The organism is Vogesella oryzagri (assembly GCF_040148885.1).
In the GTDB taxonomy this organism is placed as follows: domain Bacteria; phylum Pseudomonadota; class Gammaproteobacteria; order Burkholderiales; family Chromobacteriaceae; genus Vogesella; species Vogesella oryzagri.
On record NZ_JBEFLD010000009.1, the window covers coordinates 1 to 23,993 of the forward strand.

Annotated in this window: 20 protein-coding genes; 17 read left to right on the forward strand and 3 right to left on the reverse strand. The window is 59.8% G+C overall.

Annotated elements, in window-relative coordinates; genetic code table 11:
* The 4 genes from ABNW52_RS15950 to ABNW52_RS15965 form a co-directional block, all read left to right on the forward strand.
* Positions 1–458, forward strand: a 458-nt coding sequence (locus ABNW52_RS15950; RefSeq protein WP_349589923.1) for a sarcosine oxidase subunit gamma, incomplete at its 5' end; no start/stop codon positions are given.
* Between the two features lie 78 nt (positions 459–536).
* Positions 537–1,505 carry a dipeptidase gene (locus ABNW52_RS15955; protein WP_349589925.1) on the forward strand — a complete coding sequence of 323 codons (969 nt, stop codon included), beginning with the start codon at positions 537–539 and terminating at the stop codon, positions 1,503–1,505.
* Between the two features lie 78 nt (positions 1,506–1,583).
* The gene (locus ABNW52_RS15960) at positions 1,584–2,639 is read left to right on the forward strand and encodes an HAD family hydrolase (RefSeq protein ID WP_349589928.1); all 1,056 of its coding nucleotides are present in this window, start codon (positions 1,584–1,586) and stop codon (positions 2,637–2,639) included.
* Positions 2,640–2,709: 70 nt separating this feature from the next.
* The gene (locus ABNW52_RS15965; protein WP_349589931.1) at positions 2,710–3,564 is read left to right on the forward strand and encodes a glycine betaine ABC transporter substrate-binding protein; all 855 of its coding nucleotides are present in this window, start codon (positions 2,710–2,712) and stop codon (positions 3,562–3,564) included.
* 76 nt (positions 3,565–3,640) lie between these two features.
* Here the strand turns inward: ABNW52_RS15965 and ABNW52_RS15970 are convergent, their stop codons facing one another.
* Positions 3,641–4,984 (reverse strand): diguanylate cyclase domain-containing protein, encoded by a 1,344-nt coding sequence (locus ABNW52_RS15970; protein WP_349589934.1) that lies wholly within the window; start codon positions 4,982–4,984, stop codon positions 3,641–3,643.
* A 604-nt stretch (positions 4,985–5,588) separates the two neighbouring features.
* Here ABNW52_RS15970 and gspG point away from each other — a divergent pair.
* The 12 genes from gspG to ABNW52_RS16030 all read left to right on the forward strand — a co-directional run bounded on the left by gspG (position 5,589) and on the right by ABNW52_RS16030 (position 17,540).
* Positions 5,589–6,026: a type II secretion system major pseudopilin GspG gene (gene gspG, locus ABNW52_RS15975; protein WP_349589937.1), complete on the forward strand. Its 438-nt coding sequence runs from the start codon at positions 5,589–5,591 to the stop codon at positions 6,024–6,026.
* Between the two features lie 7 nt (positions 6,027–6,033).
* Entirely contained in the window at positions 6,034–7,224 is a 1,191-nt protein-coding gene (locus tag ABNW52_RS15980) for a type II secretion system F family protein (protein ID WP_349589939.1), read from the forward strand.
* Positions 7,221–8,918 carry a GspE/PulE family protein gene (locus ABNW52_RS15985; protein WP_349589941.1) on the forward strand — a complete coding sequence of 566 codons (1,698 nt, stop codon included), beginning with the start codon at positions 7,221–7,223 and terminating at the stop codon, positions 8,916–8,918. The genes ABNW52_RS15980 and ABNW52_RS15985 overlap by 4 nt, the downstream gene beginning before the upstream one ends.
* The gene (locus tag ABNW52_RS15990) at positions 8,899–9,726 is read left to right on the forward strand and encodes a hypothetical protein (RefSeq protein ID WP_349589944.1); all 828 of its coding nucleotides are present in this window, start codon (positions 8,899–8,901) and stop codon (positions 9,724–9,726) included. Before ABNW52_RS15985 ends, ABNW52_RS15990 begins: the two co-directional genes overlap by 20 nt.
* Entirely contained in the window at positions 9,723–10,253 is a 531-nt protein-coding gene (locus ABNW52_RS15995) for a hypothetical protein (RefSeq protein WP_349589947.1), read from the forward strand. The genes ABNW52_RS15990 and ABNW52_RS15995 overlap by 4 nt, the downstream gene beginning before the upstream one ends.
* Entirely contained in the window at positions 10,250–10,792 is a 543-nt protein-coding gene (locus tag ABNW52_RS16000; protein ID WP_349589949.1) for a hypothetical protein, read from the forward strand. Before ABNW52_RS15995 ends, ABNW52_RS16000 begins: the two co-directional genes overlap by 4 nt.
* Positions 10,789–11,292 carry a hypothetical protein gene (locus ABNW52_RS16005; RefSeq protein ID WP_349589952.1) on the forward strand — a complete coding sequence of 168 codons (504 nt, stop codon included), beginning with the start codon at positions 10,789–10,791 and terminating at the stop codon, positions 11,290–11,292. The genes ABNW52_RS16000 and ABNW52_RS16005 overlap by 4 nt, the downstream gene beginning before the upstream one ends.
* On the forward strand, positions 11,289–13,244 hold the full coding sequence (locus tag ABNW52_RS16010) for a secretin N-terminal domain-containing protein (RefSeq protein WP_349589954.1): 1,956 nt from the start codon (positions 11,289–11,291) through the stop codon (positions 13,242–13,244). The genes ABNW52_RS16005 and ABNW52_RS16010 overlap by 4 nt, the downstream gene beginning before the upstream one ends.
* Positions 13,245–13,254: 10 nt before the next feature.
* Complete coding sequence (locus ABNW52_RS16015) at positions 13,255–13,734, forward strand: type II secretion system protein (protein WP_349589955.1); 480 nt, start codon at positions 13,255–13,257, stop codon at positions 13,732–13,734.
* Positions 13,676–14,119: a type II secretion system protein gene (locus tag ABNW52_RS16020; protein WP_349590352.1), complete on the forward strand. Its 444-nt coding sequence runs from the start codon at positions 13,676–13,678 to the stop codon at positions 14,117–14,119. Before ABNW52_RS16015 ends, ABNW52_RS16020 begins: the two co-directional genes overlap by 59 nt.
* On the forward strand, positions 14,094–14,738 hold the full coding sequence (locus tag ABNW52_RS16025) for a type II secretion system protein (protein WP_386108345.1): 645 nt from the start codon (positions 14,094–14,096) through the stop codon (positions 14,736–14,738). Before ABNW52_RS16020 ends, ABNW52_RS16025 begins: the two co-directional genes overlap by 26 nt.
* Before the next feature lie 771 nt (positions 14,739–15,509).
* Entirely contained in the window at positions 15,510–17,540 is a 2,031-nt protein-coding gene (locus ABNW52_RS16030; RefSeq protein ID WP_349589959.1) for an Ig-like domain-containing protein, read from the forward strand.
* Between the two features lie 169 nt (positions 17,541–17,709).
* Here ABNW52_RS16030 and ABNW52_RS16035 read toward each other — a convergent pair whose 3' ends face one another.
* Positions 17,710–19,029, reverse strand: a complete 1,320-nt coding sequence (locus ABNW52_RS16035; RefSeq protein WP_349589962.1) for a choice-of-anchor Q domain-containing protein — start codon at positions 19,027–19,029, stop codon at positions 17,710–17,712.
* Between the two features lie 80 nt (positions 19,030–19,109).
* Positions 19,110–22,088, reverse strand: a complete 2,979-nt coding sequence (locus ABNW52_RS16040; protein ID WP_349589964.1) for a DUF7507 domain-containing protein — start codon at positions 22,086–22,088, stop codon at positions 19,110–19,112.
* Between the two features lie 490 nt (positions 22,089–22,578).
* Between ABNW52_RS16040 and ABNW52_RS16045 the strand changes: the two genes are divergently transcribed.
* On the forward strand, positions 22,579–23,313 hold the full coding sequence (locus tag ABNW52_RS16045; RefSeq protein WP_349589966.1) for a DsbC family protein: 735 nt from the start codon (positions 22,579–22,581) through the stop codon (positions 23,311–23,313).
* Positions 23,314–23,993: the final 680 nt, after the last annotated feature.

The following is a 23,993-nucleotide window of genomic DNA, read 5'->3' on the forward strand; positions in this document are numbered from 1 at the left end:
CGGGCGTGCTGCTGTGGCAGTCGCCGGACGAGCTGCTGCTGATCACCCGCCGCGCCGAGCTGACCCAAAGGTTGGCCGCTTTCGATGCCGCCTTTGCCGGCCTGTTCGCCCAGGCGGTGGACAACAGTGGCGGGCTGACCTGCCTGTCGCTGTCAGGTGCCGAGCACGTCACCGTGCTGCGCCACATGGGGGTGTACGACTTCGAATCGATCGCCGTGGGCCAGGTGGTGAACACCGTGCTGGGCAAAGCGGGTGGCATGGTGTTGCGGCTGGAGAACGACGGGGTGTTTCTGGTGATTCGTCGCAGCTTTGCCGACTACCTGTGGCTGCTGCTGCGCAAGGTGGCGACACCGTACCGCTTTGCGGTGACCAAGCTGCCGGAATCGGCCAGCCACCCGCTGCTGCGGCTGGTGGACAAGCAGCACGCCACCCCGGCTCGCAAGGCCGTGACTGCCTGATCTGTCACTGTTAATTCTGTCTCGGCGGTGCGCCTGACGCCCCGCTGCGGCCAACTCATGCTCAAAGGAAACGCCATCATGTCATTGCATCAAGACAGCGTCGTTATTGACGGCCTGATTATCGCCAAGTGGGAGCGCTCGGTCTTCGAAGACATGCGCAAGGGCGGCCTGACCGCGGCCAACTGTACCGTGTCGGTATGGGAAGGCTTTGCCGATACCGTGAGCAACATCGCCGAGATGAAGCAGAAAATCCGCCAGTACGACGAAATCCTGTCGCTGGTGCGCACCACCGACGACATCCGCAAGGCCAAGGCCGACGGCAAGACCGGCATCATCCTGGGCTTCCAGAACGCGCATGCCTTCGAAGACAACATCGGCTACATCGAGGCTTTCGCCGATATGGGCGTGCGCGTGGTGCAGCTGTGCTACAACACGCAGAACCTGATCGGCACCGGCTGCTACGAGCGTGATGGCGGTCTGTCCGGCTTTGGCCGCGAGGTGATTGCCGAGATGAACCGCACCGGCATCATGGTTGACCTGTCGCACGTCGGCGGCAACACCTCGAAAGAGGCGATCCTGGAATCCAAGAAGCCGGTGTGCTACTCGCACTGCCTGCCGTCCGGCCTGAAAGAGCACCCGCGTAACAAGAGCGACGAGGAGCTGAAGTTCATTGCCGACCACGGCGGCTTCATCGGCGTGACCATGTTCCCACCGTTCCTCAAGCGCGGTATCGAAGCCACCGTCGACGACTACGTGGAAGCGATGGACTACGTGATCAATCTGGTGGGCGAAGACTGCGTCGGCTTCGGCACCGACTTTACCCAGGGCTACGACAAGGGCTTCTTCGACTGGATCACCCACGACAAGGGCCGCTATCGCCGCCTGACCAGCTTTGGCACCATCCTCAACCCGGAAGGCATCCGCACCATCGGCGAAACGCCCAATCTGACCGCTGCCATGGAAAAGGCCGGCTGGAGCGAAAGCAAGATGCGCAAGGTGCTGGGGGAAAACTGGCTGCGGGTATTTGGCGAGGTATGGGGGGCGTAAATCCAATTCAGCCCGGCATGTAAGGCATGCCGGGTTTTTTGTTGTCGGCAGTTTTGTCCCCACCTACAGGAGTTGCTGATGAATCGTTTCAAACGCCTTACCGTTTCCCTGTCACTGCTGCTGGCCGCCGCCGGTAGCCAAGCCACCGAACTGGCGCATTGGCCGGCAGATGCCGCCAGTCGGCTCAATGGCCTGATCAGCAAGCATGCCAACAAGGGCGAGTACGCGGTGTTCGACATGGACAACACCAGTTACCGCTATGACCTGGAAGAATCGTTGCTGCCCTATCTGGAAATGAAGGGCGTGCTGACCCGCGACAAGCTGGACCCGTCGCTGAAGCTGCTGCCGTTCAAGGACGGTCCGGGCTTCAGGGAGAGCCTCAACAGCTACTACTACCGCTTGTGCGAGGTGGACGATCTGGTGTGCTACCCGTGGGTGGCGCAGGTGTTCTCCGGTTTCACGCTGAAAGAGCTGAAGGGCTACGTCGACGAGCTGATGGCCTACGACAAGCCGATCCCGATCAAGTACTACAACGGCGAGCAGGTAGTGGAGGGCACGGTCAACCGGCCACGCATCTACACCGGCATGCAGGAGCTGTACAACAAGCTGCAGGAAAACGGCATCGAGGTGTATGTGATGACCGCCGCCAGCGAGGAGCTGGTGCGCATGGTGGCCAGCGATCCGAAGTATGGCTACAACGTCAAGCCGCAGAACGTGATCGGGGTGAACCTGCTGCTGAAAGATCGTGCCAGCGGCGCGCTGACCACTTCGCGGCTGCAGATCAAGAAGGGCAAGTACGACGCTGCGGCCAACCTGGGGCTGGAGCTGACGCCGTTCCTGATGAACCCGATGACCTGGTATGAAGGCAAGCTCGGCAGCATCGTCGGCTGGATCGACCAGTGGCGCAAACCGGTGCTGGTGGCGGGCGATACGCCGATTTCCGATGGCTACATGCTGCTTAACAGTACCGATATCGACAAGGGCGGCATGCGGGTGTGGGTGAACCGCAAGGCCAAGTACATGCCGGCAATGCAATCGTGGTGGGAAAAATCCGCCCAGCAGCAAAAGGCACTGGGTCAGGCGGTAACCGCCGACAAGAACTGGCTGGTGGTGAAGCCGGAAGAGATTCAATAAGAAGTGCCATTCAGGTGCTCGCAATGGGCAGTTTCTCGTGATTACCTACATAACAGGCTGAGGAATAGAGATGAACACAAATAGCAAGTACTTCACCCGTATGACGTTGCTGGCAGCCGCCGTGGCTTGTAGTGCCGGCGCTTATGCTGCTGACAAGCCGACGATCAAGATTGGTTATGTGGAAGGCTGGTCCGACAGCGTGGCCACTACCCAGGTGGCGGCCAACATCATCAAGACCAAGCTCGGTTACCCGGTAGAGCTGGTGCCGGTAGCGGCCGGCATCATGTGGCAGGGCGTGGCGCGTGGCGATCTGGATGCCACGCTGTCGGCCTGGCTGCCGGCCACCCATGGTGACTACTACCAGAAGCTGAAGGACAAGGTGGTGATCGCCGGTACCAACTATCCGGGTGCCAAGATCGGCCTGATCGTGCCGGAATACGTGCCGGCCAAGACCATTACCGACCTTAATAAGTACAAGGAGGTGTTTCAGGGTCGCATCGTCGGCATTGATGCCGGCGCCGGGGTGATGAAGCGCACCGAGGTGGCGATCAAGGATTACGGCCTGGATGTGAAGCTGATGCCTAGCTCCGGCCCGGGTATGGCGTCCGAGCTGGCTCGTGCCATCAATGCCAAGCGCCCGATCGCGGTAACCGGCTGGATTCCGCACTGGATGTTTGCCAAGTGGCGCCTGCGCTTCCTGGAAGACCCGAAAAAGGTCTACGGCGAAGAGGAGCATGTTGATACCGTGGTGAACCCGGGCCTGGCGGCCAAGGCACCGGCCGTGGCCAGCTTCCTGAAGAAATTCAGCTGGAAGGCGGAAGAGGTGGGTAACGTGATGCTGGACGTGGAAAACGGCATCAAGCCGGCCGCTGCGGCCGAAAAATGGGTAGCCGGCAACAGCGCCCGTGTGGCTGGCTGGCTGTAAGCCACCCCGCTAACGCAGTACAAAGCCCCGGTAGCGCAAGCTGCCGGGGCTTTTTGTCGCCAAAGGTTGGCCGCAATCAGCGCGCGTGCTGGCCGCGGCGCTGCTTCTTCATCTGGTACATCATGTCGTCGGCGTGGCTGAGCAGCTGCTGTCCGTTGCTGCCGTGTTCCGGGAAGTGGGCGACGCCGACGCTGACATGGACTTGCAGCGCGCAGGCATTGACGTCGATCGGCGTGGCAAACGCCTGCTGGATTTTCTCCGCCACCAGGCTGGCATGTTCCGGCCGCAGGTGGTTTTCGATCAGCACGATGAACTCGTCGCCGCCAATGCGCGCCACCGAGTCCGAACCGCGCACGCACTGGCTCAAGCGGCTGGCCACCGCCTGCAGCAGCAGGTCGCCGGTGGTGTGGCCCAGGCTGTCGTTGATGTGCTTGAAGTTGTCCAGGTCCAGATACAGCAGTGCCACCCGGCTGTTGTGGCGGATCGCCTTGGTCAGCGCGTTTTGCAGCTTGTCGTTCAGCAGCGCGCGGTTGGGCAGCCCGGTGAGGGCATCATGCTGGGCCAGATGCTGTAGGCGGCTGTGCAGCTGCTTGCGCTCGATGGCGGTGGCGATCTGGGTAGAGACGTATTGCAGCAGCTCCTGATGCTGCAGGGTATAGCTCATGCTGGCGTGGTAGCTTTTCAGAATCAGCACGCCGGTCACGCCCATGCTGGCGCACAGCGGCACGCCCAGCCAGCTTTGCAGCAGGGGGTCGTCCAGCTCCGCGGCGCATTCCGGCTGATTCAACTGCCGCTGCCACAGCAAAGGTTGGCCGCTGGTGATGACCTGATTGCCCAGCGCACACAGGTCCGGCGGCGTCAGCGGCGCGTCTGCCGGGCGCGTATCTACCTGGTAGGGCACGCTCAGCTGCTGGCTGGCGGCATCGTAGAGGGCCACCGCGAAATTCTGCGCCGGCAACAGCTCGCCAATGATCTGGTGGATTTGCTGATACAGCGCCGGCAGATTCTCGGCGGCATGCGCGGCTTCGGAGATGGCAAACAGCGCCGCCTGCATCGATTCCGCCCGCTTGCGTTCGGTGACATCGCGCGCCACGGCAATGCGCATCTGGTTCGATTCGGACCAGCGGGCCGACCACATGATGTGCACCACCTTGCCATCCTTGCGGATATAGCGGTTTTCAAAATGCGGGTTGGGCTGGCCGGCCATGATCTTGCCGGCGGCGGCAAGCGTGCGCTCACGGTCGGCGGGATGGATGAAGGCCAGCATGGAGTGGCCCACCATCTCCTCCGGCGTGTAGCCGAAGATCTGCTCGCCGGCGGCGCTGACAAACACAAAGCGGCCGTCGCTATCCACCGCGCACACGGCATCCAGCAGCAGCTCCATGAAGGAGGCTGGATTCAGCTGCTTGTTCATTGCCATGGTGGAAATCCTGCGTGGTGATTTGTTTGCCGTGCGGCAGCGAGACATGCCTTATCGACCCGGGCACTTTCACTACGACAATACAATACCCGACGGGCATTGTCTGCCAGGAAATGGTGTGCGGCCAACGTTCTGACACCAGCCCAGCTGGCGTGTCTGCCGTGCGGTGCCGCCGCGCAGCCCGGCTGTGGCTGGCGCACAGCGGCCAGTCAGCGCTGCCACGTGTGGCCGCCTGTCATCTCCCTTGTTTCATCTCGCCCGCGTGGCCGCGCTGGTTGCGGGGCGCCGTGGGCGGCTGACTGCCGGGCTGCCGGCGGGCTTCATGTCGGCATACTATCCAGAAAGGATTTTCTGCGCTGTTGTGCCATTGGGTATTGGTGGTAAGCAAATTCATGCTTGCATTGATAATTAAATATGCGTACCAGTTATTTTTACGGCATTAATAAGCACGAGGCAGACTACAGGGTAGCATGAAATTAATGGCGGAAAAAATTGGCTGCACTATAAAGAAGCCAAGCTAAATATGCAGCATGCGCAATCTATTTGAAACCATGATGGACAGCTGCATTGCTTTCCCAAACTTTATGTTTGCAGGGAGTGTTGCGTGTCATTTTTTTCTGTTTTTTCTGATCGTGGCAGCAGGCATGCCGGCTTTACCTTGCTAGAACTGCTGGTGGTGCTGGTCATCATTGGCTTGCTGGCCGGCTATGTTGCGCCGCGCTATTTTGCGCAAGTTGGCAAGGCCGAGGTAAAAACGGCACGGGCGCAAATAGATGCGTTTGAAAAGGCGCTGGATCAATACCGCCTTGATACCGGGCATTATCCTTCCAGTGAGCAGGGTTTGACTGCGCTGTTTGGCAAGCCGACCGACGAGCCAAACTGGCAGGGGCCGTATCTGAAAAAGGCCGCGCCGCAGGATCCGTGGGGGCGTAATTATATTTATCGCTACCCCGGTGAACACGCCGATTTTGACTTGTTCAGCTATGGCAAAGATGGGCAACTGGGGGGCAGCGGCGAGGAAGCCGATATCGGAAACTGGTAGCGCAGCCATGCAATTCGAAATCAAGGCAGTCGATAGAATCGGCAAAATACAGTTGCTGACACTGGATGCGGCAAGCGACGATGATGCGCTGCGGCAGGCCGATGCCCAGGGCTATGCGGTATTGACCATAAAACGCCAGTCAGGTAGCAGTTTATTATCTGGCAAGAAACATACCGGTTTTCAATTGAATCTGTTTACCCAGGAGTTATTGGCACTGTTGGCCGCCGGTCTGGTATTGGTCGAGGCGATTGAAACGCTGAATGAAAAAGAGCAGCGTGCAGAATCCAGACAAATATTGCTGCAGATTGTCGGCCTATTGAAAGAAGGCAAGTCTTTTTCCGATGCCTTACAGTTTTATCCCGCTATATTTCCTGCCCTGTATATTGCCACCGTGCGTGCCAGTGAAAAAACCGGTGATTTGCAGCAGGCCCTGAAACGCTATGCCGCCTACCAGGAGCAAGCGGACCTGGTGAAGAAAAAACTGGTCAATGCCTCGATCTATCCCGCCTTGCTGATCTTGATGGGGTCGCTGGTTTTCCTGTTTCTGCTGGGCTATGTGGTGCCGCGGTTTTCTCGGGTGTATGAGGCGGTCGGCAGTGAGCTGCCGCTTTTCTCCCGCCTGCTGCTGCAGTGGGGGCAGTTTATCGAAGGACATGCGCTGACGTTGCTGCTGCTGGTGCTGGCCGCTCTGGTGCTGCTCGTCCAGCTGCTGAGCCGTCCGGGCGTGCGTCGCTGGCTGCTGGATCGCCTGTGGCAGCTGCCGGTGCTGGGCGTGCACATGCACTTGTATCAGCTGGCCCGCTTCTATCGCATGCTCGGCATGCTGCTGGTCAGCGGGATTCCGGTGGTGCCGGCGCTGGGCATGGTGGCGGGGCTGCTGCAGTTTTCGATGAGTGACCGCCTGCAGCAGGTGGCGGCCCAGATTGCGGAAGGCAAGCCGTTGTCGCAAGCCATGCATGGCAACGACCTGACCACGCCGGTGGTATTGCGCATGTTGCGGGTAGGGGAAAAAAGCGGGCAGATGGGCGCAATGATGGAGCACATCGCCAAGTTCTATGAAGACGAGATTGCCATGACCGTCGAGCGCTTTACGCGCTTGTTCGAGCCGGTGCTGATGGCATTTATCGGTTTGCTGATCGGTGCGGTAGTGGTGCTGATGTACCTGCCGATTTTCGAGCTGGCTGGGAGCATACGATGAGCCAGGACGCCTTACTGCCGGGTCGCACCCTCGTGTTGACGGATGCCCAGCTGCGCGAATCGCGCGAGCTGGCCCGGCTGCACAACCGGCCACTGATTTCCATTCTGGAGGAGCGCTCTGGCTTGTCGCCGGAGGCGTTCGTGGCGTCGTTGGCGCAGACCTTTCACTACCCGGTGCGCAGTATGGAGGATTTGCAGTCGCTGACACCGGCGTTCGAAATCGTGCCGTATCTGGAGGCCGCGCAGCACGAGTGCATGCTGTGCCGGACCGAGAACGGAGCGCTGCAACTGCTGTTTGTCGATCCGTTCGATGCGGACTTCCGCGCCTGGGCCAACTGCGCGGTGCCGGCTGCGGCCAACTGGTGCCTGGTGCACCATGCCGACCTTGCCGCCTTCTTGCTGCGCTCGGAGGAATCCTGGCGCGCGGTGGATCTGCTGCTTGGCCACGATGGCAATGCCCAGGTGGCGACCACGGCGATCGAGGATATCTCCTACAAGTCCATCAGCGAGGACACTAGCCAGGTGGTCAAGCTGGTGCACTCGGTGATTTACGACGCCTTGAAGATGGGCGCCAGCGACATTCACCTGGAGGCCGAAGCCGGCGGGCTGGCGATGAAATACCGGGTGGACGGGGTGTTGCTGCCGGCCGGTAGCCTGCGCGGGGCGGATCTGGCCGAGCAGATGGTGTCGCGGGTCAAGGTGATGTCGGAGCTGGACATCACCGAACGGCGCATTCCGCAGGACGGCCGCTTCAAGATCGCCATGCAGGGCCGCGAGGTGGATTTCCGCGTCTCCATCATGCCTAGCCTGCTGGGCGAGGATGCGGTGCTGCGCATCCTGGACCGGCAGGCGCTGACCGACCAGCTGCATGAATTGCGGCTGGACAGCCTGGGTTTCGATCAAGGGCTGATCGGCGAGATGCGCCGCTACATCTGCGAGCCTTACGGCATGGTGCTGGTCACCGGGCCGACCGGTAGCGGCAAGACCACCACGCTGTACGCCGCCGTCACCGAGATCAACTCCGGCCGCGACAAGATCATCACCATCGAAGAGCCGGTGGAATACCAGCTGCCCGGCGTGTTGCAGATTCAGGTCAACGAGAAAAAGGGCCTGTCCTTTGCCCGCGGGCTGCGCTCCATTCTGCGCCATGACCCGGACAAGATCCTGGTGGGCGAAATCCGCGATACCGAAACCGCGCAGATTGCGGTGCAGGCGGCGCTGACCGGGCACCTGGTGTTCACCACCGTGCACGCCAACAACGTGTTCGATGTCATTGGCCGCTTCGTGCACATGGGGGTGGAACCCTACAGCTTTGTTTCCGCGCTGAACTGCATTTTTGCCCAGCGGCTGGTGCGGCTTAACTGCCCGCATTGCTCACACCCGGAGCAGCCATCGGCGGCACTGTTGGCCGCATCCGGTATCACCGCGGAGCAGACCGCCGTGGCCAACTTCCGTGCCGGCAGCGGCTGCGGTCACTGCCGTGGCACCGGTTTCAAGGGCCGCAAGGCGATCGGGGAGATGCTGCGGCTGACGGATGAGATTCGCGAATTGATCGTGATGCGGGAACCGATCCGCACCATCAAGGAAGCGGCGCGGCGCAACGGGACGCGCTTCTTGCGGGAGGCTGCCATGGATATGGTGGTCCGCGGCGAGACCACATTACAGGAAGTCAATCGTGTTACTTTCGTGGCATGACCGGCTAGTGCTGGCAATCACCCCCGAGCAACTGGTGTTGCGCCATGCCCGGGCCGGGTGGCGTCCGCAGCTGAGCGACATCACGGTAAGCGCCGACGCGGATGCCACCCCCGGCTGGCAAGCGCTGTTGCCGCAGCTGGAGCAACTGCTGCGCAGCCGACAGTGGCAGCGGCCGGTGCTGAGCGTGGTGCTGTCCAATCGGCTGGCACGCTATCAATTGCTGCCGTGGAGCGACGAGCTGCACGGGCCGGCAGAGTGGCTGGCGCTGGCGCGGCACAATTACCGCCAGGTGTTTGGCGAGTTGGCCGCCGGCTGGCGCTATCGCCTGTCCGGCAATGGCTATGGCCGCGCGGTGCTGGCGTGCGCCATCGACGAGGCGCTGCTTACCAGTCTGCAGGGGCTTTGCGACAAGCTGGCTATCCGCCTGCAGCTGGTGCAGCCCTATCTCATGGTGGCCTTCAATCTGTGGCGCAAACAGCTGAACGTGCAGGATGGTGGCCTGCTGCTGGCCGAGCCGGGGCTACTGAGTCTGGCCAGTTTCCGCCATGCCAGCTGGCAGAGCTTGCTGTTTGAAACCCTGCCGGCCGAGCAGCCGGGCGCGGCGTCGCTGGCGCTGCATCGCATGCTGCTGCAGCTGGAACAGTCGCAGCTGCCGAGCGAGCTGGCCACCTTTACCCCCGGCTATGCCATCGCGCCGACGCGGCCAAGTCCACGCCTGCGCCCGCTGCAGCTACCCGCCGAGGCCGGTCATCCAGGTTCGGCGTTGGCCGCATGCTATGGCCTGGCGTCGAGCGGAGGAGGGAGATGATGCGCGCCCTCGAACTAGACTTCGTACAGGCCCGGCGTGTGCGGCCGGGACGCGTGCTGTTGCTGCTGCTGGCCGTGGCGGCGGTAGCGCTGACCGGTTGGCATTACCGGCAGCAGACGGCCAATCTGCAGCAGTTCCAGGCACTGGCCAACCATAACCAGCAGGCATTGCAGCGGATAAGCCCGGTGAGCGAGCGCAAGCTCGACCCGGCGCTGCAGAAGCAGATCGTGCAGGCCAATGCCACCTGGGACGAGCTGGCACAGCCGTGGGACGCCTTGTTCGCCGAGCTGGAAGCCGCGGCCAACAAGCAGGTTGCCTTGCTGGCGCTGGAGGTGGACGGCAAGAAACGGCTGTTGCGCATCACCGCCGAGGTCAAGCAGCGGCAGGCGCTGCTGGACTACATGTCGCGGCTGGAAAAACTGCCGGGCGTCAGCGACGTGGCGCTGCAGGAGCACCACATCAATCTGCAGGACAAGGAGCTACCGATCCGCTTCACGCTGCAGGCCAAGTGGGAGCTGGCATCATGATCGCCGCCCGCTGGCGCTACTTGCTGGCGCAGACCGACCAGGCACTGTGGGTGCTGCTGCTGGTGCTGCTGGGCTGCGGGCTGTTCTATGTCACCGTCAGCCGGCCGCTGCAAGCGCAGCTGACGGCGACGCAGCAGCAAATCCAGCTGCAGCGGCAGGCGTTGGCCAAGCTGCGCTATCAGCAGGCGCACCCGGTAGCCAGTCCGCAGCTGCGGCTCAGCCAGTTTTATCGTTCCTTCCCAGTGCAGGGGCAGGCGGAGCAGTGGCTGCAGAAAGTCTATGCCGCGGCCGATGCACAGCAACTGCAGCTGCCGCGCGGAGAGTACAAGGTGCAGCCCCTGCCGGGCAGCCAGCTGCTGCGCTACGAAATCGCCCTGCCGCTGCGCGGCAACTATCGCCAGTTGCGGCAGTTCCTGTCGCGGGCAATGGCGGACAACCCGGCGCTGCTGCTGGATGACCTGCGCTTCAAGCGCGACAACATCGGGCAGGAGCAGCTGGATGCCACCATGCATCTGGCTGTACTGATGAGGGGGGAATGAGCATGCTGACCCCACGCCAACGCGTCTTGCTGCTGGTTTCCGCCCTGGTGGTGACGCTGGGGCTGGTCGTGATGGCGCCGGATGACGGCGCACAGGCCCCGCTGGCGGTGGTTAGCAGCGAGCGGGTGCGTGTGACCAAGGCCGCCGCCCCGCCGCAGGCAGAGCTGCGCGCGCTGTCATTGGCGAGCCTGCCGCGGCAGGTGCCGCAGGATGGCTCTGCGGCCAACCTGTTTCCACAGCAGACATGGTACGTGCCGCCGCCACCGCCAAAACCCGCACCACCCAGCCCGCCTGCCTTGCCGTTTACCTATATCGGCAAGCTGGTCGATGGTGACCAGGTGACCGTCTTTGTCAGCAACGGCGATCGCAATCTGGTGTTGAAGAACCATGATGTCGTCGACGGGACCTACCGGGTGGAAGCCATCACCCCGCCCGTCATGCGGCTCACCTATTTGCCGCTCCAGATGCAGCAAACCCTGGATATAGGAGGCGCAAATTGAAACGCTTAATCGTGTTGCTCCCCACCGTGCTGCTGCTGTGGGCTTGTGCCAGTAACAAGGAGTTCATGGAAGGCAAGCAGCTGCTGCTGGATGGCCATGTCGAGGAAGGCCTGGCCCGTCTTGAGCGGGTGGTCAAGGCCGAGCCGGGTAACGCCGAGTACAAGAGCTACCTGTTTACCCAGCGCGAGCGGGCCATCAACCAGTGGCTGGCAGCAGCCAACAGCGCCCAAGTGAGCGGGCAGCTGGACGATGCCGAGCAGCTGTTCCAGCGCGTGCTGCGGCTGGATGCGCAGAACCAGCGGGCGCAGGATGGGCTGGAGGCGCTGTCGCTCAGCCGCCGTCATGTGCAGCTGCTGGCCGATGCGCAGCAGCAGATGGAAAAAGGCGATCGCGCCGCCGCCCTGGCCACGGTGCAGCGGGTGCTGTCCGAAAACCCGCGCCAGCGCGATGCGCGGGTGTTGCAGCGCAAGCTGTACGATCAGCAGGCCGCACCCTCGCTGCTCAGCCCACAGTTGCAGGCCGCCATGTCGCGGCCCATCACGCTGGAGTTCCGTGATGCGGCACTCAAGGCGGTATTCGAGGTGATCTCGCGCACCGCCGGCATCAATTTTGTGTTCGACAAGGATGTGCGCCCGGATCTGCGCGCCACCATCTTTGTGCGCAATACCCGTATTGAGGATGCCGTGCAGTTGCTGCTGGTCACCAATCAGCTTAGCCAGCGGGTGCTCAGCGACAACACCGTCATGATCTACCCCAATAACCCGGCCAAGCTGAAGGACTATCAGGAGCTGGTGATCCGCAGTTTCTTCCTGGCCAATGCCGAGGCCAAGGATGCGGCCAACCTGATCCGCGCGCTGGTCAAGACCCGCGATGTGTATGTGGACGACAAACGCAACCTGGTGGTGATGCGGGATACCCCGGAAGCGGTGCAACTGGCAGAGAAACTGCTGGCCACCCAGGATCTGGCCGAGCCGGAAGCGATTCTGGAGGTCGAGGTGCTGGAGGTGAATCGCGCCCGGCTGCAGAACCTGGGTATCGAGTGGCCGGCGCAGATCGGCTACGGCTTGCTGGATAAGGGCAGCACCACCTCGTCGACCACCGGCGGCGTCATCGTGTCCTCCTCCACGCCCGGCGGCAGCCTGTCCAGCGGCATGATCGACCTGCGCGCCAATCCGCTGGGCTTGACCACCTTCATTCCCAATCCGGCCATTCTGCTGCGGCTGCGGGCACAGGACAGCAACGCCAACGTGCTGGCCAATCCGCGCATCCGGGTGAAAAACCACGAGAAAGCCAAGATCCACATCGGCGACAAGGTGCCGGTGTTTACCAGCACCGCGGTGGTGAACGCCGGTATCGCGCAGTCGGTGTCCTATCTGGACGTGGGGGTGAAACTGGAAGTACAGCCCAGTATCGGGCTGGATGACGACGTCACCATCGATGTCGGCCTGGAGGTCAGCAGTATCGTCAAGCAAGTGGATTTTGGCAGCAGTACGGCGTACCAGATCGGCTCGCGGGCGGCGGACACCGTGCTACGGCTGCGCGATGGCGAGACACAGGTACTGGCCGGGCTGATTCAGGATGAGGACCGCAGCTCGATCACCAAGGTGCCGGGGCTGGGCGATCTGCCACTGCTTGGCCGGCTGTTTTCCAGCAATAACGACAACCGTTCCAAAACGGAAATCGTGCTGCTGATTACCCCGCATATCGTGCACAACCTGGCGGTGCCGGACCCGCGCTTTACCCAGTTCCGGGCCGGGACGGAAAGTACGGTGGGTGGTGGCGTATCCGGCGGCAGCGCACCGCCGGCCACCATCGTCGCCACGCCGGCCATTGTGCCGCCACCACCGGCGCCGAGCATGGTGCCGGTGCCGGGGATCGTGCCCTTCCGCTCGACGCCGGCCGTGCCGCCGTCTGGCGCGCCACCGGGCGGGAGTACACCGCCAGTTCAGTGAGGGCATGGCCATGCTTTCCCGTCGGATGCAGGGTTTCACTCTGATAGAACTGGTGGTGACGGTTGCCATCATCGCTTTGCTGGCCAGCGTGGCGCTGCCGCTGGCCGAGCTGACGGTGCAGCGGCAGAAGGAGCAGGCGCTGCAGCAGGCGTTGCGGCAGTTAAGAGAGGCCATTGATGCTTATAAGGCAGCGGTGGATCAGGGCAAGATTCCCCGCGCGGCGGACGAAAGCGGTTATCCGAAGACCCTGGCGGTACTGACGGATGGCGTGGTCGACCCCAAGGATCCGGAAGGCAAGCGCCGCTTCTATTTCCTGCGCCGTATCCCCCGCGACCCGATGGCCAGCAACGAGCAGGCGCCGGTCGACAGCTGGGGACTGCGTAGCTACGCCAGCCCGGCGGATAATCCCGAGGAGGGCGAAGATGTCTATGATGTTTACTCGTTGTCGCAAGGCGTCGGGCTCAACGGCATCCCCTACCGGCAGTGGTAACGGCCGCAGACGGCGCTGGTCAGCCGGCTTTACCCTGATCGAGCTGATTGTGGTGATGGTGATCATCTCGCTGTTGCTCACCATCGCGGTTCCCCGCTACCTGGATAGCGTGGCCAGGGCGCGCGAGGCGGTGCTGCTGAGCGATCTGTCTACCATGCGCGATGCCATCGACAAATACTATGGCGACCGGGCGCGCTACCCGGACAGCCTGCAAGCGCTGGTTACCGATCGCTACTTACGCAAACTGCCGGCCGATCCGTTTACCGATACCGAAACCAGCTGGGTGGTGGTCCCACCGGACGACCCCAGCAAGGGCGGGGTCTACGATGTTCGTAGCGGCGCGGAAGGGGAGACCCGTGATGGCACGCCGCTGCGCGAGCTGTAGCCATTCGGCGCGACGCCGCCCGGCCTGGCCGCGTCGGCAGCATGGCTTCAGCTATCTGGGGTTGCTGGCGGTGCTGCTGGTGCTGGGCTGGTGGTTGGCCGCAAGCGGGCAGATCTGGTCAACCGTAGTGCAGCGGCAACGTGAGAGAGAGCTGCTGTTTATCGGCAATCAGTTCCGGCAGGCTATCGCGCAATACTATGAACAGTCGCCGGGTGGGGCCAAACGTTTCCCGCCCACGCTGGCGGCGCTGTTGCAAGACCCGCGTTTTCCATTCACTCGCCGCTATTTGCGCCGCGTCTATCCCGATCCATTTACCGCCAAGGCCGAATGGGGGCTTATCCGCGCCCCGGATGAAGGCATTGCCGGGGTGTATAGCCTGGCGGCAGGCAAGCCGCTGAAGCGGGATAATTTTTCGCCGCAAGACCGCGATTTTGCCCAGGCCGACAGCTACGCTGATTGGCGCTTTGTTTATCGATTGGTAGCGGCCTCCCCCGGTGCTGTCAGCGACAGTTCCGGCGCGCCGGAACAGGCGGCGTCTCAGCCTGCCGCGGAGGCGCCTTCTATCCCATCCCCACCATCCGAGGCGGGCAGTGACACGGGTGAACTCTCGCCCGAGTAACTATCTACTTGCAGAATATCGCTATATTAATTCGCCTTTTATTTTTGCAATCTGAATAGCCGCCGCCGATTTGGCGGCTATTTTTTTTGCCAAAATCTGACTGTTAAGCAATGATTGCAAGTTTTTGCCAAAACCATCCATTGATATTTTGATTGTAACTGTACTGGTGAAGTATTTTTCTAATTTATATGCAGTATGATATACGATGCTTTTTATTTTTAGAATAAATGGATGTAATCCTGGAGATAATGGGTGGCACTATTTTTGTGACGGTGTGTGTCAGGTGTGTATTAGTTTGTTGACGGTGTGGTGTTGTAAAAAATAACACGTTAAGTGAGTGATTTTGCTGGATTATTCTTTTTGAAAAATGTTGAATAAATAAATATACAAACAGTATTTATTGTATGTACTAATTTTGTCATAAAATATTTTGCCTATTTTTTTTGAAATCAGGATGTGTATAGTAAGGGCTAGATCCTAAACGAAGCGCTACGAATTCAAGAAAAACCGGGTCCGGTTTGATATGAATTCTGGTTAATAGGCGCCGAGGGTTGAGCTGAAAGCTTTGTTATCAATTTTGGAATCTAATAAACAATATATTTAAAATAGCCGCAGCGCATTTTCTGCTTTTAGAGCTTTAAACCAAATGATCTCGTCTTAAATGGGCCGGATGCTTGGAAAAGTTGCAGAAAAATGCGCAAGCCAGCGCCTCACCGGCACATGGCAACGGCGGCAAGCAGGTTCCAGGGCATTTGTGAAAGGAAGTAGTCGATGTTTACCCGCACCCAGGCCACCGGCCAGAAGTCAGGTCAGATTTTTCAGCTCGCACTGCTGCTGCCATTGATGGCAGCCGTGGGCGGCTTTACGCCGGTACACGCGGCAGTGCCGCCGCAGGCGCAACAGGCGTTGCAGGCCGCAGGCAAAGTGGAGCTGGAAGGTGAATTGGAAGTGCTGCATGTACACAATGCAGACAAGACAAGCGGCTATCGCTATTTCCTGCATACCGACAAAGGCCGTGTCGAAATGAAGTTCAAAGGCAAGGGGCCACGGCAGCCCAGTGGTGCCCGCTTGAAGGTAAAGGGCAGCCAGAGCGGCAATGTGCTGGCGCTGGATTCATCCACCTCTGGCAGCGTGCAGGTATTGGCATCGCCGGAGCCCAACACCTTTGGTACCCAAAACACTGCGGTATTGCTGGTGAATTTCCAGGACAACCAGACCCAGCCCTATACCAAGGACCAGGCAAACACAGTGGTGTTTGGCGAGGGCAATAGCTTTATCAAGGAAAACTCGTCGCAGCAGACCTCGATCAGTGGCAGCGTATTTGGCTGGATCACCATGCCGATTGCCCAGACTTGCGATTACATGGTGATTCGCGATGCGGCGCTGCAAGCGGCGACCAATGCCGGCGTGAATATCTCCGCCTATAGCCGCCACGTGATTGTGATGCCGAAAAACAGCACCTGCGCCTGGGCTGGCCTGGGCACCGTAGGCGGCAGCCCGTCTACTGCCTGGATGAATGGCAACCTGACTCGTAAACCGTTTACCCATGAATTCGGCCATAACCTGGGGATGTGGCATTCGCATTCGCTGGAATGTGGTGCCACCACGCTGGGCAGTAGCTGCACGCGCAGCGAATATGGTGACTGGTTCGATACCATGGGTGCTGGTTTGGCTGTGCATTACAACGCCTTCCAGAAAGAACGTCTGGGCTGGCTGAATTACGGTGTGTCGCCGGCTATCGCCACGGTGGAAAGCGGCAGTGCTACCGTCATGATCCAGCCCTATGCGGCTACCGGCAATGGCACCAAGGCAGTGAAGCTGCTGAAGTCAGTTAATGCCACTACCGGACAAAAAAGCTGGTACTACCTGGAGTATCGCCAGGCCATCAACTTGGATACGCCCTTGGAAAATAGTCCGGGTATAACTGGTGGTGTACTGGTGCACATGGCCACCGAAGGGGACGGCGACAGCAGCGATCTGCTGGACATGACCCCGGCTAGTAATACCAACCTTTCCTATGAGTGGAGCGATGCATCGCTGGCCGTGGGTAAGACCTACACCGATGCCAATGGTGTCAGCATGACCGTGCTGTCTGCCGACGGTACCGGTGCCGCCGTGAGCGTCAGCACCACCGGCCAGACTGCACCCGTGCCCAGCTGCGTGCGGGCCAACCCGACCGTAACGCTGACTAGCAGCCAGAGCGGGACGGTAACGCCGGGCGGTGCGGCCAACTACACCCTGAGTGTCACCAATGCCGATGGTAGCGCCTGCAGCAGCAGCACCTTCAACCTGGCATCGGTAGTGCCGGCCGGCTGGAGTGGCAGCCTGGGTGCCGCCTCGCTGACCCTGGCCGCAGGTGCCAGCGGTAGCACCACCCTGACCGTGACTTCGTCCAGCACGGCCACCAACGGTAGCTACAGCATTAGCACCAATGCCAGTAATGCCACGCAGTCCGGTTACCAGGGGGCGGCCAGCGCCAGCTTCAGCGTGCAGGCCACGACTACCAGCGGTGGCACCACCACCAACCTGGCCCCGGTTGCTGTGAGCGATAGCGCCGCCACCCGCATCGGTACTGCCGTCACCATTACCGTGCTGGGCAACGACTACGATCCGGAAGGCAAGGCGCTGGCCGTCACCGCCGTGACCACCCCCAGCAAGGGCAAGGTAAGCATCAACAGCAATGGCACGTTGACCTACACCCCGAACAGCAAGGCCAAAGGTGGCGACAGCTTCAGCTACACCATCAGCGATGGGGTCAACAAAGCCAGCACCAGCGTGGCAGTACAGATCAGCACCAGGTAACAAGCGTATGAATGCCCTGTTGTGCCCGGCAAGTTTGCCGGGCATTTTTTTTGCTGCGCCACCCCGCGTGGAGGGGCGCAGCAGGGGGTGGAGGGGGGCGGTGGCGCGTGACGGCACTGCTTGCCACGAAGCGATGGCTGCATTGGCCAACTCGCGCGAGTCGGGTTGGTTAGTCCAGCAATTCGATGCCTCGCAGCTGCAGTTGTGTGTTGCGGGCAAACGGGGCACCGGTGCCGCGCAGGGTGATGGCGGCACAGTTGGCCGCATCCAGTGCCAGCGGAACGCTTGGTGCGGGCAGGGGCGAGGCCAGCGTTATTTGCTGTGGAGTGCCAAAGATGTGCGGGTCGAACAGGATGGTGGCGGATTTGCCCATGGCTTCGACCAGGCTGAGGGCGCCACGCAGCGAGCAGTCACCCCGCGTGCCACTGCAGGCGGCGGCAGGACTGTCGGCAAGGGTGTTCACCATCAAGCGTGGGTAGGCCTGTACTTCGAAGGCTCCGATATCAACGATGCCCGCCACAATGCGGGGGTCACCGTTGCCGCGCTGATCCCATTCCAGTGGTTGATCCTGTTCGTCGAGTGCCGCCGCGTTGCTGCCCAGGTTGATGGCCGGGCTGCCGCCACCCAGCGGCAGGGTGGGGGTAGGGCCATTGTAATAACCCAGCGCTTCCAGCCGTGGCTCCTGCTGGCTGACAGGTTGGCCGCACCCCTGGTGTTTCATGATCAGATTGTTGTCGCTGGCCGGGTGCAGTGCGCCTAGCAGAACACAGTCGGTTTCGCTCTGGCTGTTGGCCAGCAGGGTGTTGCGCAGCCATAGCCCGCCAAGGCTATGAAGCGCCCCTCCGGTCTGCGCGGCATTGTCGGCAAAGGTGCTGTTGCCCACCACTAACTCCCCGCCGGATTGCGCGATGCCGCCACCGTGGCGAGCGGCCCCATTGCGGTAAAACGTGCTGTTGATGATGTGGCTCCGGCCGGCGGTCTGCAAAATTGCGCCGCCATCCTCGCTCGCATGATTTTGCAAAAAGCTCACGCCGTTTACCCGTAGCTGGCCACTGCTCAGAATGGCCGCGCCTGCCGGCGCCTGGCCATCGGCCAGTGTCAGGTCTGTTATGGCGACCTTGCCGTCCGCTGCGACTTCCAGCAGGCGAAAGCGCTTGGCGCCGCTGATGATGATGCCGCCGCTTTGCCACAGCTGGCTTGGCTGCTGTCCTTGCAGGGTCAGTTCACCATGCAATACCGGTAAAGGGGAGCGCAGTGTGATGGTGGCCGGTGCGGCCAACGTTTCGAGTTCAAAGCGCACAAGATGCGAGCCCGGCTGTTGCCGGCTGTCCAGGATGGCCTGGCGCAGCGAGCCCGGGCCGCTGTCCTGCACATTCAGCACTCGATGCAGTAGCGGCTGGGGGGGCTCGTTCCCCCAGACCAACGGGGCGATCAGGCAACACAGCAGGGCGGCGCTGGTGGCCGCTAGCTGACGTAATGGAAGCAACATGGCCGCTCTCCCATCGGGGATGAAAAAGGCCGGTCCGAGGACCGGCCTGACTGGTTGGTGACCAGTTGTGGCGACTACGCTCAGTTGCAGTCGGCCACCGGGATGTCAGCATGCTGACGAGAAGAACGCGGGTCGGCATGTTTGACCACCGTACCATCGGCGTCGATGATGGCAGTGTTGTCGCCAGAGCCGTTGTAATCACCCAGCAGACCTTTCAGGCGCAGGATGTTGTTACGGTCACACACGGTGCTGCTGTTATTGTCATAGCAGTAGCTCAGTGCTTGTTGCTCGGCTTTTACGATGTCCAGACCCGACTTCGGATCAATCGGCAGTGATTTGCCGTTATCCAGCGCAGTGTTGAGGATGGCGGCAAGCAACTGGAAGGATGCCAGTTCCGTGGCCTGACACAGCTGGCTACGTTTCGTGCCGTTGCTGTTCTTGGCCGGGCTGGCCCAGAAGATGCCCATTACCTCGCTGCACTCTTCGACGTTCCTCCAACCAAGGCTGATACTGCCCGACAGATGGTCGTAGAACACATGGCAGGTGTAGCCAGTGTCGAAGCCATGAGTCTGCCAGAAGCCCGGGGTGCGAGTGGCGCCACCTTGTACTACAGAGCAACTTGAGCTTGCGCTGTGGTTGATCACGTTAGGCAAGCCATACTGCGTCGGCAGGGTTGCGGTGGCATCAACCGTGTTGTTTACGCTCGTGCCGGTGGCGATCATGCTGCCTTGTGCAAGGTAGCAGCCGTCAGAGGCATTGTTGTCATACACGCAGTTGTTGTTCACCACGGTGCCCAAGGCGATATTGCTCAGGTCGATACCAGTTGCCGCATCTTTCAGGGCCAGTACCAGCGGGATATCGCCGGTATTCAGCACCTTGATGTCGAAGTTGGCACTAGCACCAGCCGGAACCGGCTCGCTAACGCAGGACTTGCTGACCGTGTAGGCTGGATGCACCAGATCAACTTCGTGCGATGCCTCGGCAAAAGCTGCATTGGCAAACGCATCAACCAGAGTAACTTTAACCGTATTCTTCAGCGGATCAGCATCACCTGCCTGGATGGCGCGCGAGGCAGTAAAGGTGCAACTGTCGCCGGTATTGCCGGCTGCCGCCAGTTGATCGGTACCACAACCGGTAACCGCTTTCATGTCATCCAGCAGGTCACCCAGCACGTTGTCGCTGAGTGAGGTTACTGTGGTTGGCACATTGCTTTCGCTGGTTACCTTGAAGGTGTAAGTGACGGTATCACCCACCTTGGCGTATTGCGGACCTGTTTTTTTGATCGTCACGCCCACGAATGCCGGTGTAATGACGACCTTGGCACTTGCCTGCTTGCTCAGCACGTTCGGCCAGTTTTGTGGTGAGCAGGTGGCCACCGCAGTATTGGTACACTCTACTAGCCCGTCCAGCCGTAGTGCACACCAGCTTAGTTTGATGTTGTCGAACAGGAATTGCGGTGTCAGCTCCTTGCTGCCGTTTGGCACCAGTCCGGTCACCGTTTCGTTGATACCCAGCATGGCGTCGGTGATGGTGCAATTGAGCAGTGGCGTATCGTCCGAGCTGGTGTTGGTCAGCTTGATCTTATAGTTCACTGTTTGGCCTTGCAGTATCGCAGTTGGGTCGGCTGTCTTGGTCAGGGTAATCGACGGCTGGAACAGGTTGACCTCGTGCCCGGACGTTGCCGTCAGGGAGGTGCCTGTCAGGTTCGCTTTCTCCCGGTAGATTGCGGTTGCCGTATTGGGCAGAGGATCAGGATCCCCGGCTTGTACGGTACGACGCAGGGTAACGGTACAGGTGGCACCACCGACCAGGCTGGCACCGCAGGTATTGCCAAGCACATAGCTGTTGCTCTGGTCTACACCACCGGTGGTGATGGCGCCCAGTACGCTATCGCTAATGCTTTGTTTGTACAGGGTTTGTATGCCTGTGTTGGTGATGGTGATGGTGTAATCGACCGGATCGCTGACTTTCGACAGCGTGTCGCCCGTTTTTTCAACCTTCATACCGCAGACGTTGAATTGCCCCATGGCAAAGTCTTTCAACTCGGCACTCAGCGAGTGGGACGAGCGGGTTTCCGCCATGAAGGTGCTGAAGCAGCCCAAATCCAGTCCCAGGGCTGTCAGGTCGATACCGCCTTCAAACAGTGCTGCCGTTTGGTAGCTGTGCTGGCCATCCTTGTTGGTGTAACCCCAGGGTGGTGTTTCACCGGCGATATTGTTGATGACAGCACAGGCCTGATCGCCAGTGCCTACCAGCGAGCAGTCGGCTCCACTCTTGTCGGCCACCAGTGTCATGGTCGGTACGCCAGTGGCACTTACGGCACTGACTTTATAAATGGTGATGTTGCCAACATCGCCACCACCGACAAAGTCCACCAGGACCAGGATGTCGCCTACCGCATGCACGCCTTTAAAAGCTGGTTTCACTCCCAGGCTGATCGGGTTGCGGAAGAACCAGAACCCCATCTCGGCATCGCCACTGGTATCGAGGCGATCGGCACCAAAGTAGAAAATGATGTGATCGTCAGCGGCCTTGTAGGCGGCGGCAAACGCATGGGCAATATCGTCTTTGTCAGGGACGACATCATTGGCGTTGTTGTACTCCCAGGATTTGTTGGCATTTAGCGTGGTGTCGATAGCTTCCTCATCTTTGGAGCCGCCACCGGTAAAAAAGCTGGTTTCTGCAGCGCCAGTTGGATCTTCAACGAAGGCACGGGCAAAGGCATGGTCGGTGCCAGCGTAGACATTGGCCCAGTCATCCGGCATGCCAGCGGGGTTGTCCGCTACGTTGGCCGCACCGCAGTTGACCACGGTGTCCACGCCTTTCTCTTGTACGGTACAGGTTGTGGGTTGATCGAGTTCAAACAGGTTGTCGTCGTGAACTGCCCAGACCGGGCTGGCTGCCAGGCTGGCCAGAATGATTGCCAGAATGGCGGGGGCACGTCGTATCAGTGCCAATAGCCTGCTCTGGACGCCGGATTGAGGTGGTGCCGTACACCTGCTGTCTGTCGTGGGACAGGCAGCAGGGGTGTCCGGCATCCCTGTGACTAGATGACTCATTTTGCACCTCCAGATACTTAAGAGGCGGTTCCTGCCAGGAATCGCTCGCCGATTCCCCTGTGATAAATCTAGCTAAATGAAAGAGTGGCAACGCTAATCGTTATGCTTATTGTGGTTGTGCCGTTTGGGAGGCAAGGTCAACGACGGAGCAGTGAAATGTCGGTTCACGAGTCCGATCGGGACAGCTCGATTTTAGGTTTTTCAGACATCTAATTCAACTAATAATTTAAAGTAATGTAAATGAGTGTGATATATAGCTAGGTATGCAAGTGGCCAATGACAACTATTTTCAACATTACTTTTAATTGAAAGTGTTCAAAGCATCTGCAGGCTTCTATTACTAGTACGGGGTTAATGCTGTTGGCCCGGCCAGGCCGGTAATTGCCTGCCAGATAGGCCAAAAATGCCGGTCCCGCGCTATTGCCGGCTTACCCGTGCAGCACCAGACCGCTTGGCTATAGTGTGGAAGTAACTCTGTAGAGGAGGGTGCATGATGAAGCGCGAGGGCAGCTGGAAACTATTGCTGATGGCCGCGGCGATGGTGGTTGGCTTTGCCGGTGTGGTACAGGCCGACGAAGCGCAGGTGGCGACGCAGTTGGAGCAGCGCTTTCCCGGCATGAAGGCCGAGCAGGTGCGCAAGGCGCCAATGCCTGGCTGGTATGAGATATTCAGCAGCGGCCAGTTGTTCTACGTGGACGATGGTGTGAACTTTGTGCTGCAGGGTGCGGTGATCGATGCCAAGACACGGCAGAACCTGACCGCCATGCAATTGGCCAAGCTGACAGTGTTGCCGTTCGACAAGCTGCCGTTCGAGCAGGCGATCAAGATCGTCAAGGGCGACGGCAAGCGCAAGATGGCGGTGTTCGAGGACCCGCATTGCCCGTATTGCAAGCAACTGGAGGGCGAGCTGCTGTCGGTCAACAACGTTACCGTCTACGTGTTCCTGTTCCCTATCGAGCAGCTGCATCCGGGCGCCACGTTGAAATCGCGGCAGATATGGTGTGCCAGCGACCCGGCCAAGGCATGGTTGGCCGCAGTTAATGATGGCGTGGCCCCTGGCGGCACCGGCGACTGTGCCAATCCGGTGGCGAACCTGGAAGCACTGGCACGCAAGCACCGCATTACCGGCACCCCCACCATGTTTTTTGAGAACAACGAGCGCGTAGCGGGCGCTGTGCCGGCGGCGCGTATTGAGGCCTTGCTGAACGCGGCGGCCAGCCGCTGAGTCATTTTCGCCACTAGTTTCGATCTCCTGTCTTTTTGCGGGCCGGGTGTTTGCCAACACCCGGCCCGCAGTCTTTTGCGCCGGCCGGCTGGCTCCCGACGGGCGGCTACGGTGGTCTTCGCATTCAATACTGTTCCCCGCGGGTTTTGAAAAAATCAAAGCTTCGTCATGGCAATTTGGCATACAAGCCTTGCTGTGGCTGGCTATTTTTTTTACCCTGTGAATCTTGGTTATTTTTTACCTGTTTTAAATTTATTTTCTTTGGGTTTTATTTGAAATCTTCATTGCCATATTAATATCTCATGATGAATATTAATTGCCAGCGTTAAGCTGTTTGGCAAGTGATTTAATATCACCTATTGACACAGGCGTATGAATTTAAACGGTAAATTAATATATTGTACCTGTATGAATTTTTTTCAAAATGGCAGTAATGCAGCGTTGCAATTCATATTTTCCTCTGTATATTCTGGCCTTGGGTGTAAAGAAATTGTTGGAAACAAAATTGCGCTGGACGAGAGGGTTGTTTTGAATCTGGGACGGGTTGTTACGGGTCAGTAATTTTAAACAAAACACTAATTGTCTAAAAAGCGCTTTGCTTGATAAATATCGGGCAAATCACCGGGCTGATGGATATCGGGTCGGTTGCGCAGGCAGCGACAAGGTGGTTTCCGGGCGTG

Bases quoted from the DNA above. Each gene is read 5' to 3' on its own strand.
- ABNW52_RS16015 (WP_349589955.1), top strand. From the start codon at position 13,255: ATGCTTTCCCGTCGGATGCAGGGTTTCACTCTGATAGAACTGGTGGTG.
- ABNW52_RS16025 (WP_386108345.1), top strand. From the start codon at position 14,094: ATGGCACGCCGCTGCGCGAGCTGTAGCCATTCGGCGCGACGCCGCCCG.
- ABNW52_RS16000 (WP_349589949.1), top strand. From the start codon at position 10,250: ATGATCGCCGCCCGCTGGCGCTACTTGCTGGCGCAGACCGACCAGGCA.
- ABNW52_RS15955 (WP_349589925.1), top strand. From the start codon at position 537: ATGTCATTGCATCAAGACAGCGTCGTTATTGACGGCCTGATTATCGCC.
- ABNW52_RS16040 (WP_349589964.1), bottom strand. From the start codon at position 22,088: ATGAGTCATCTAGTCACAGGGATGCCGGACACCCCTGCTGCCTGTCCC.
- ABNW52_RS15965 (WP_349589931.1), top strand. From the start codon at position 2,710: ATGAACACAAATAGCAAGTACTTCACCCGTATGACGTTGCTGGCAGCC.
- ABNW52_RS16035 (WP_349589962.1), bottom strand. From the start codon at position 19,029: ATGTTGCTTCCATTACGTCAGCTAGCGGCCACCAGCGCCGCCCTGCTG.
- ABNW52_RS15960 (WP_349589928.1), top strand. From the start codon at position 1,584: ATGAATCGTTTCAAACGCCTTACCGTTTCCCTGTCACTGCTGCTGGCC.
- ABNW52_RS16030 (WP_349589959.1), top strand. From the start codon at position 15,510: ATGTTTACCCGCACCCAGGCCACCGGCCAGAAGTCAGGTCAGATTTTT.
- ABNW52_RS16005 (WP_349589952.1), top strand. From the start codon at position 10,789: ATGAGCATGCTGACCCCACGCCAACGCGTCTTGCTGCTGGTTTCCGCC.
- ABNW52_RS15970 (WP_349589934.1), bottom strand. From the start codon at position 4,984: ATGGCAATGAACAAGCAGCTGAATCCAGCCTCCTTCATGGAGCTGCTG.
- ABNW52_RS15985 (WP_349589941.1), top strand. From the start codon at position 7,221: ATGAGCCAGGACGCCTTACTGCCGGGTCGCACCCTCGTGTTGACGGAT.
- ABNW52_RS15980 (WP_349589939.1), top strand. From the start codon at position 6,034: ATGCAATTCGAAATCAAGGCAGTCGATAGAATCGGCAAAATACAGTTG.
- ABNW52_RS16045 (WP_349589966.1), top strand. From the start codon at position 22,579: ATGATGAAGCGCGAGGGCAGCTGGAAACTATTGCTGATGGCCGCGGCG.
- ABNW52_RS15995 (WP_349589947.1), top strand. From the start codon at position 9,723: ATGATGCGCGCCCTCGAACTAGACTTCGTACAGGCCCGGCGTGTGCGG.
- ABNW52_RS16020 (WP_349590352.1), top strand. From the start codon at position 13,676: ATGTTTACTCGTTGTCGCAAGGCGTCGGGCTCAACGGCATCCCCTACC.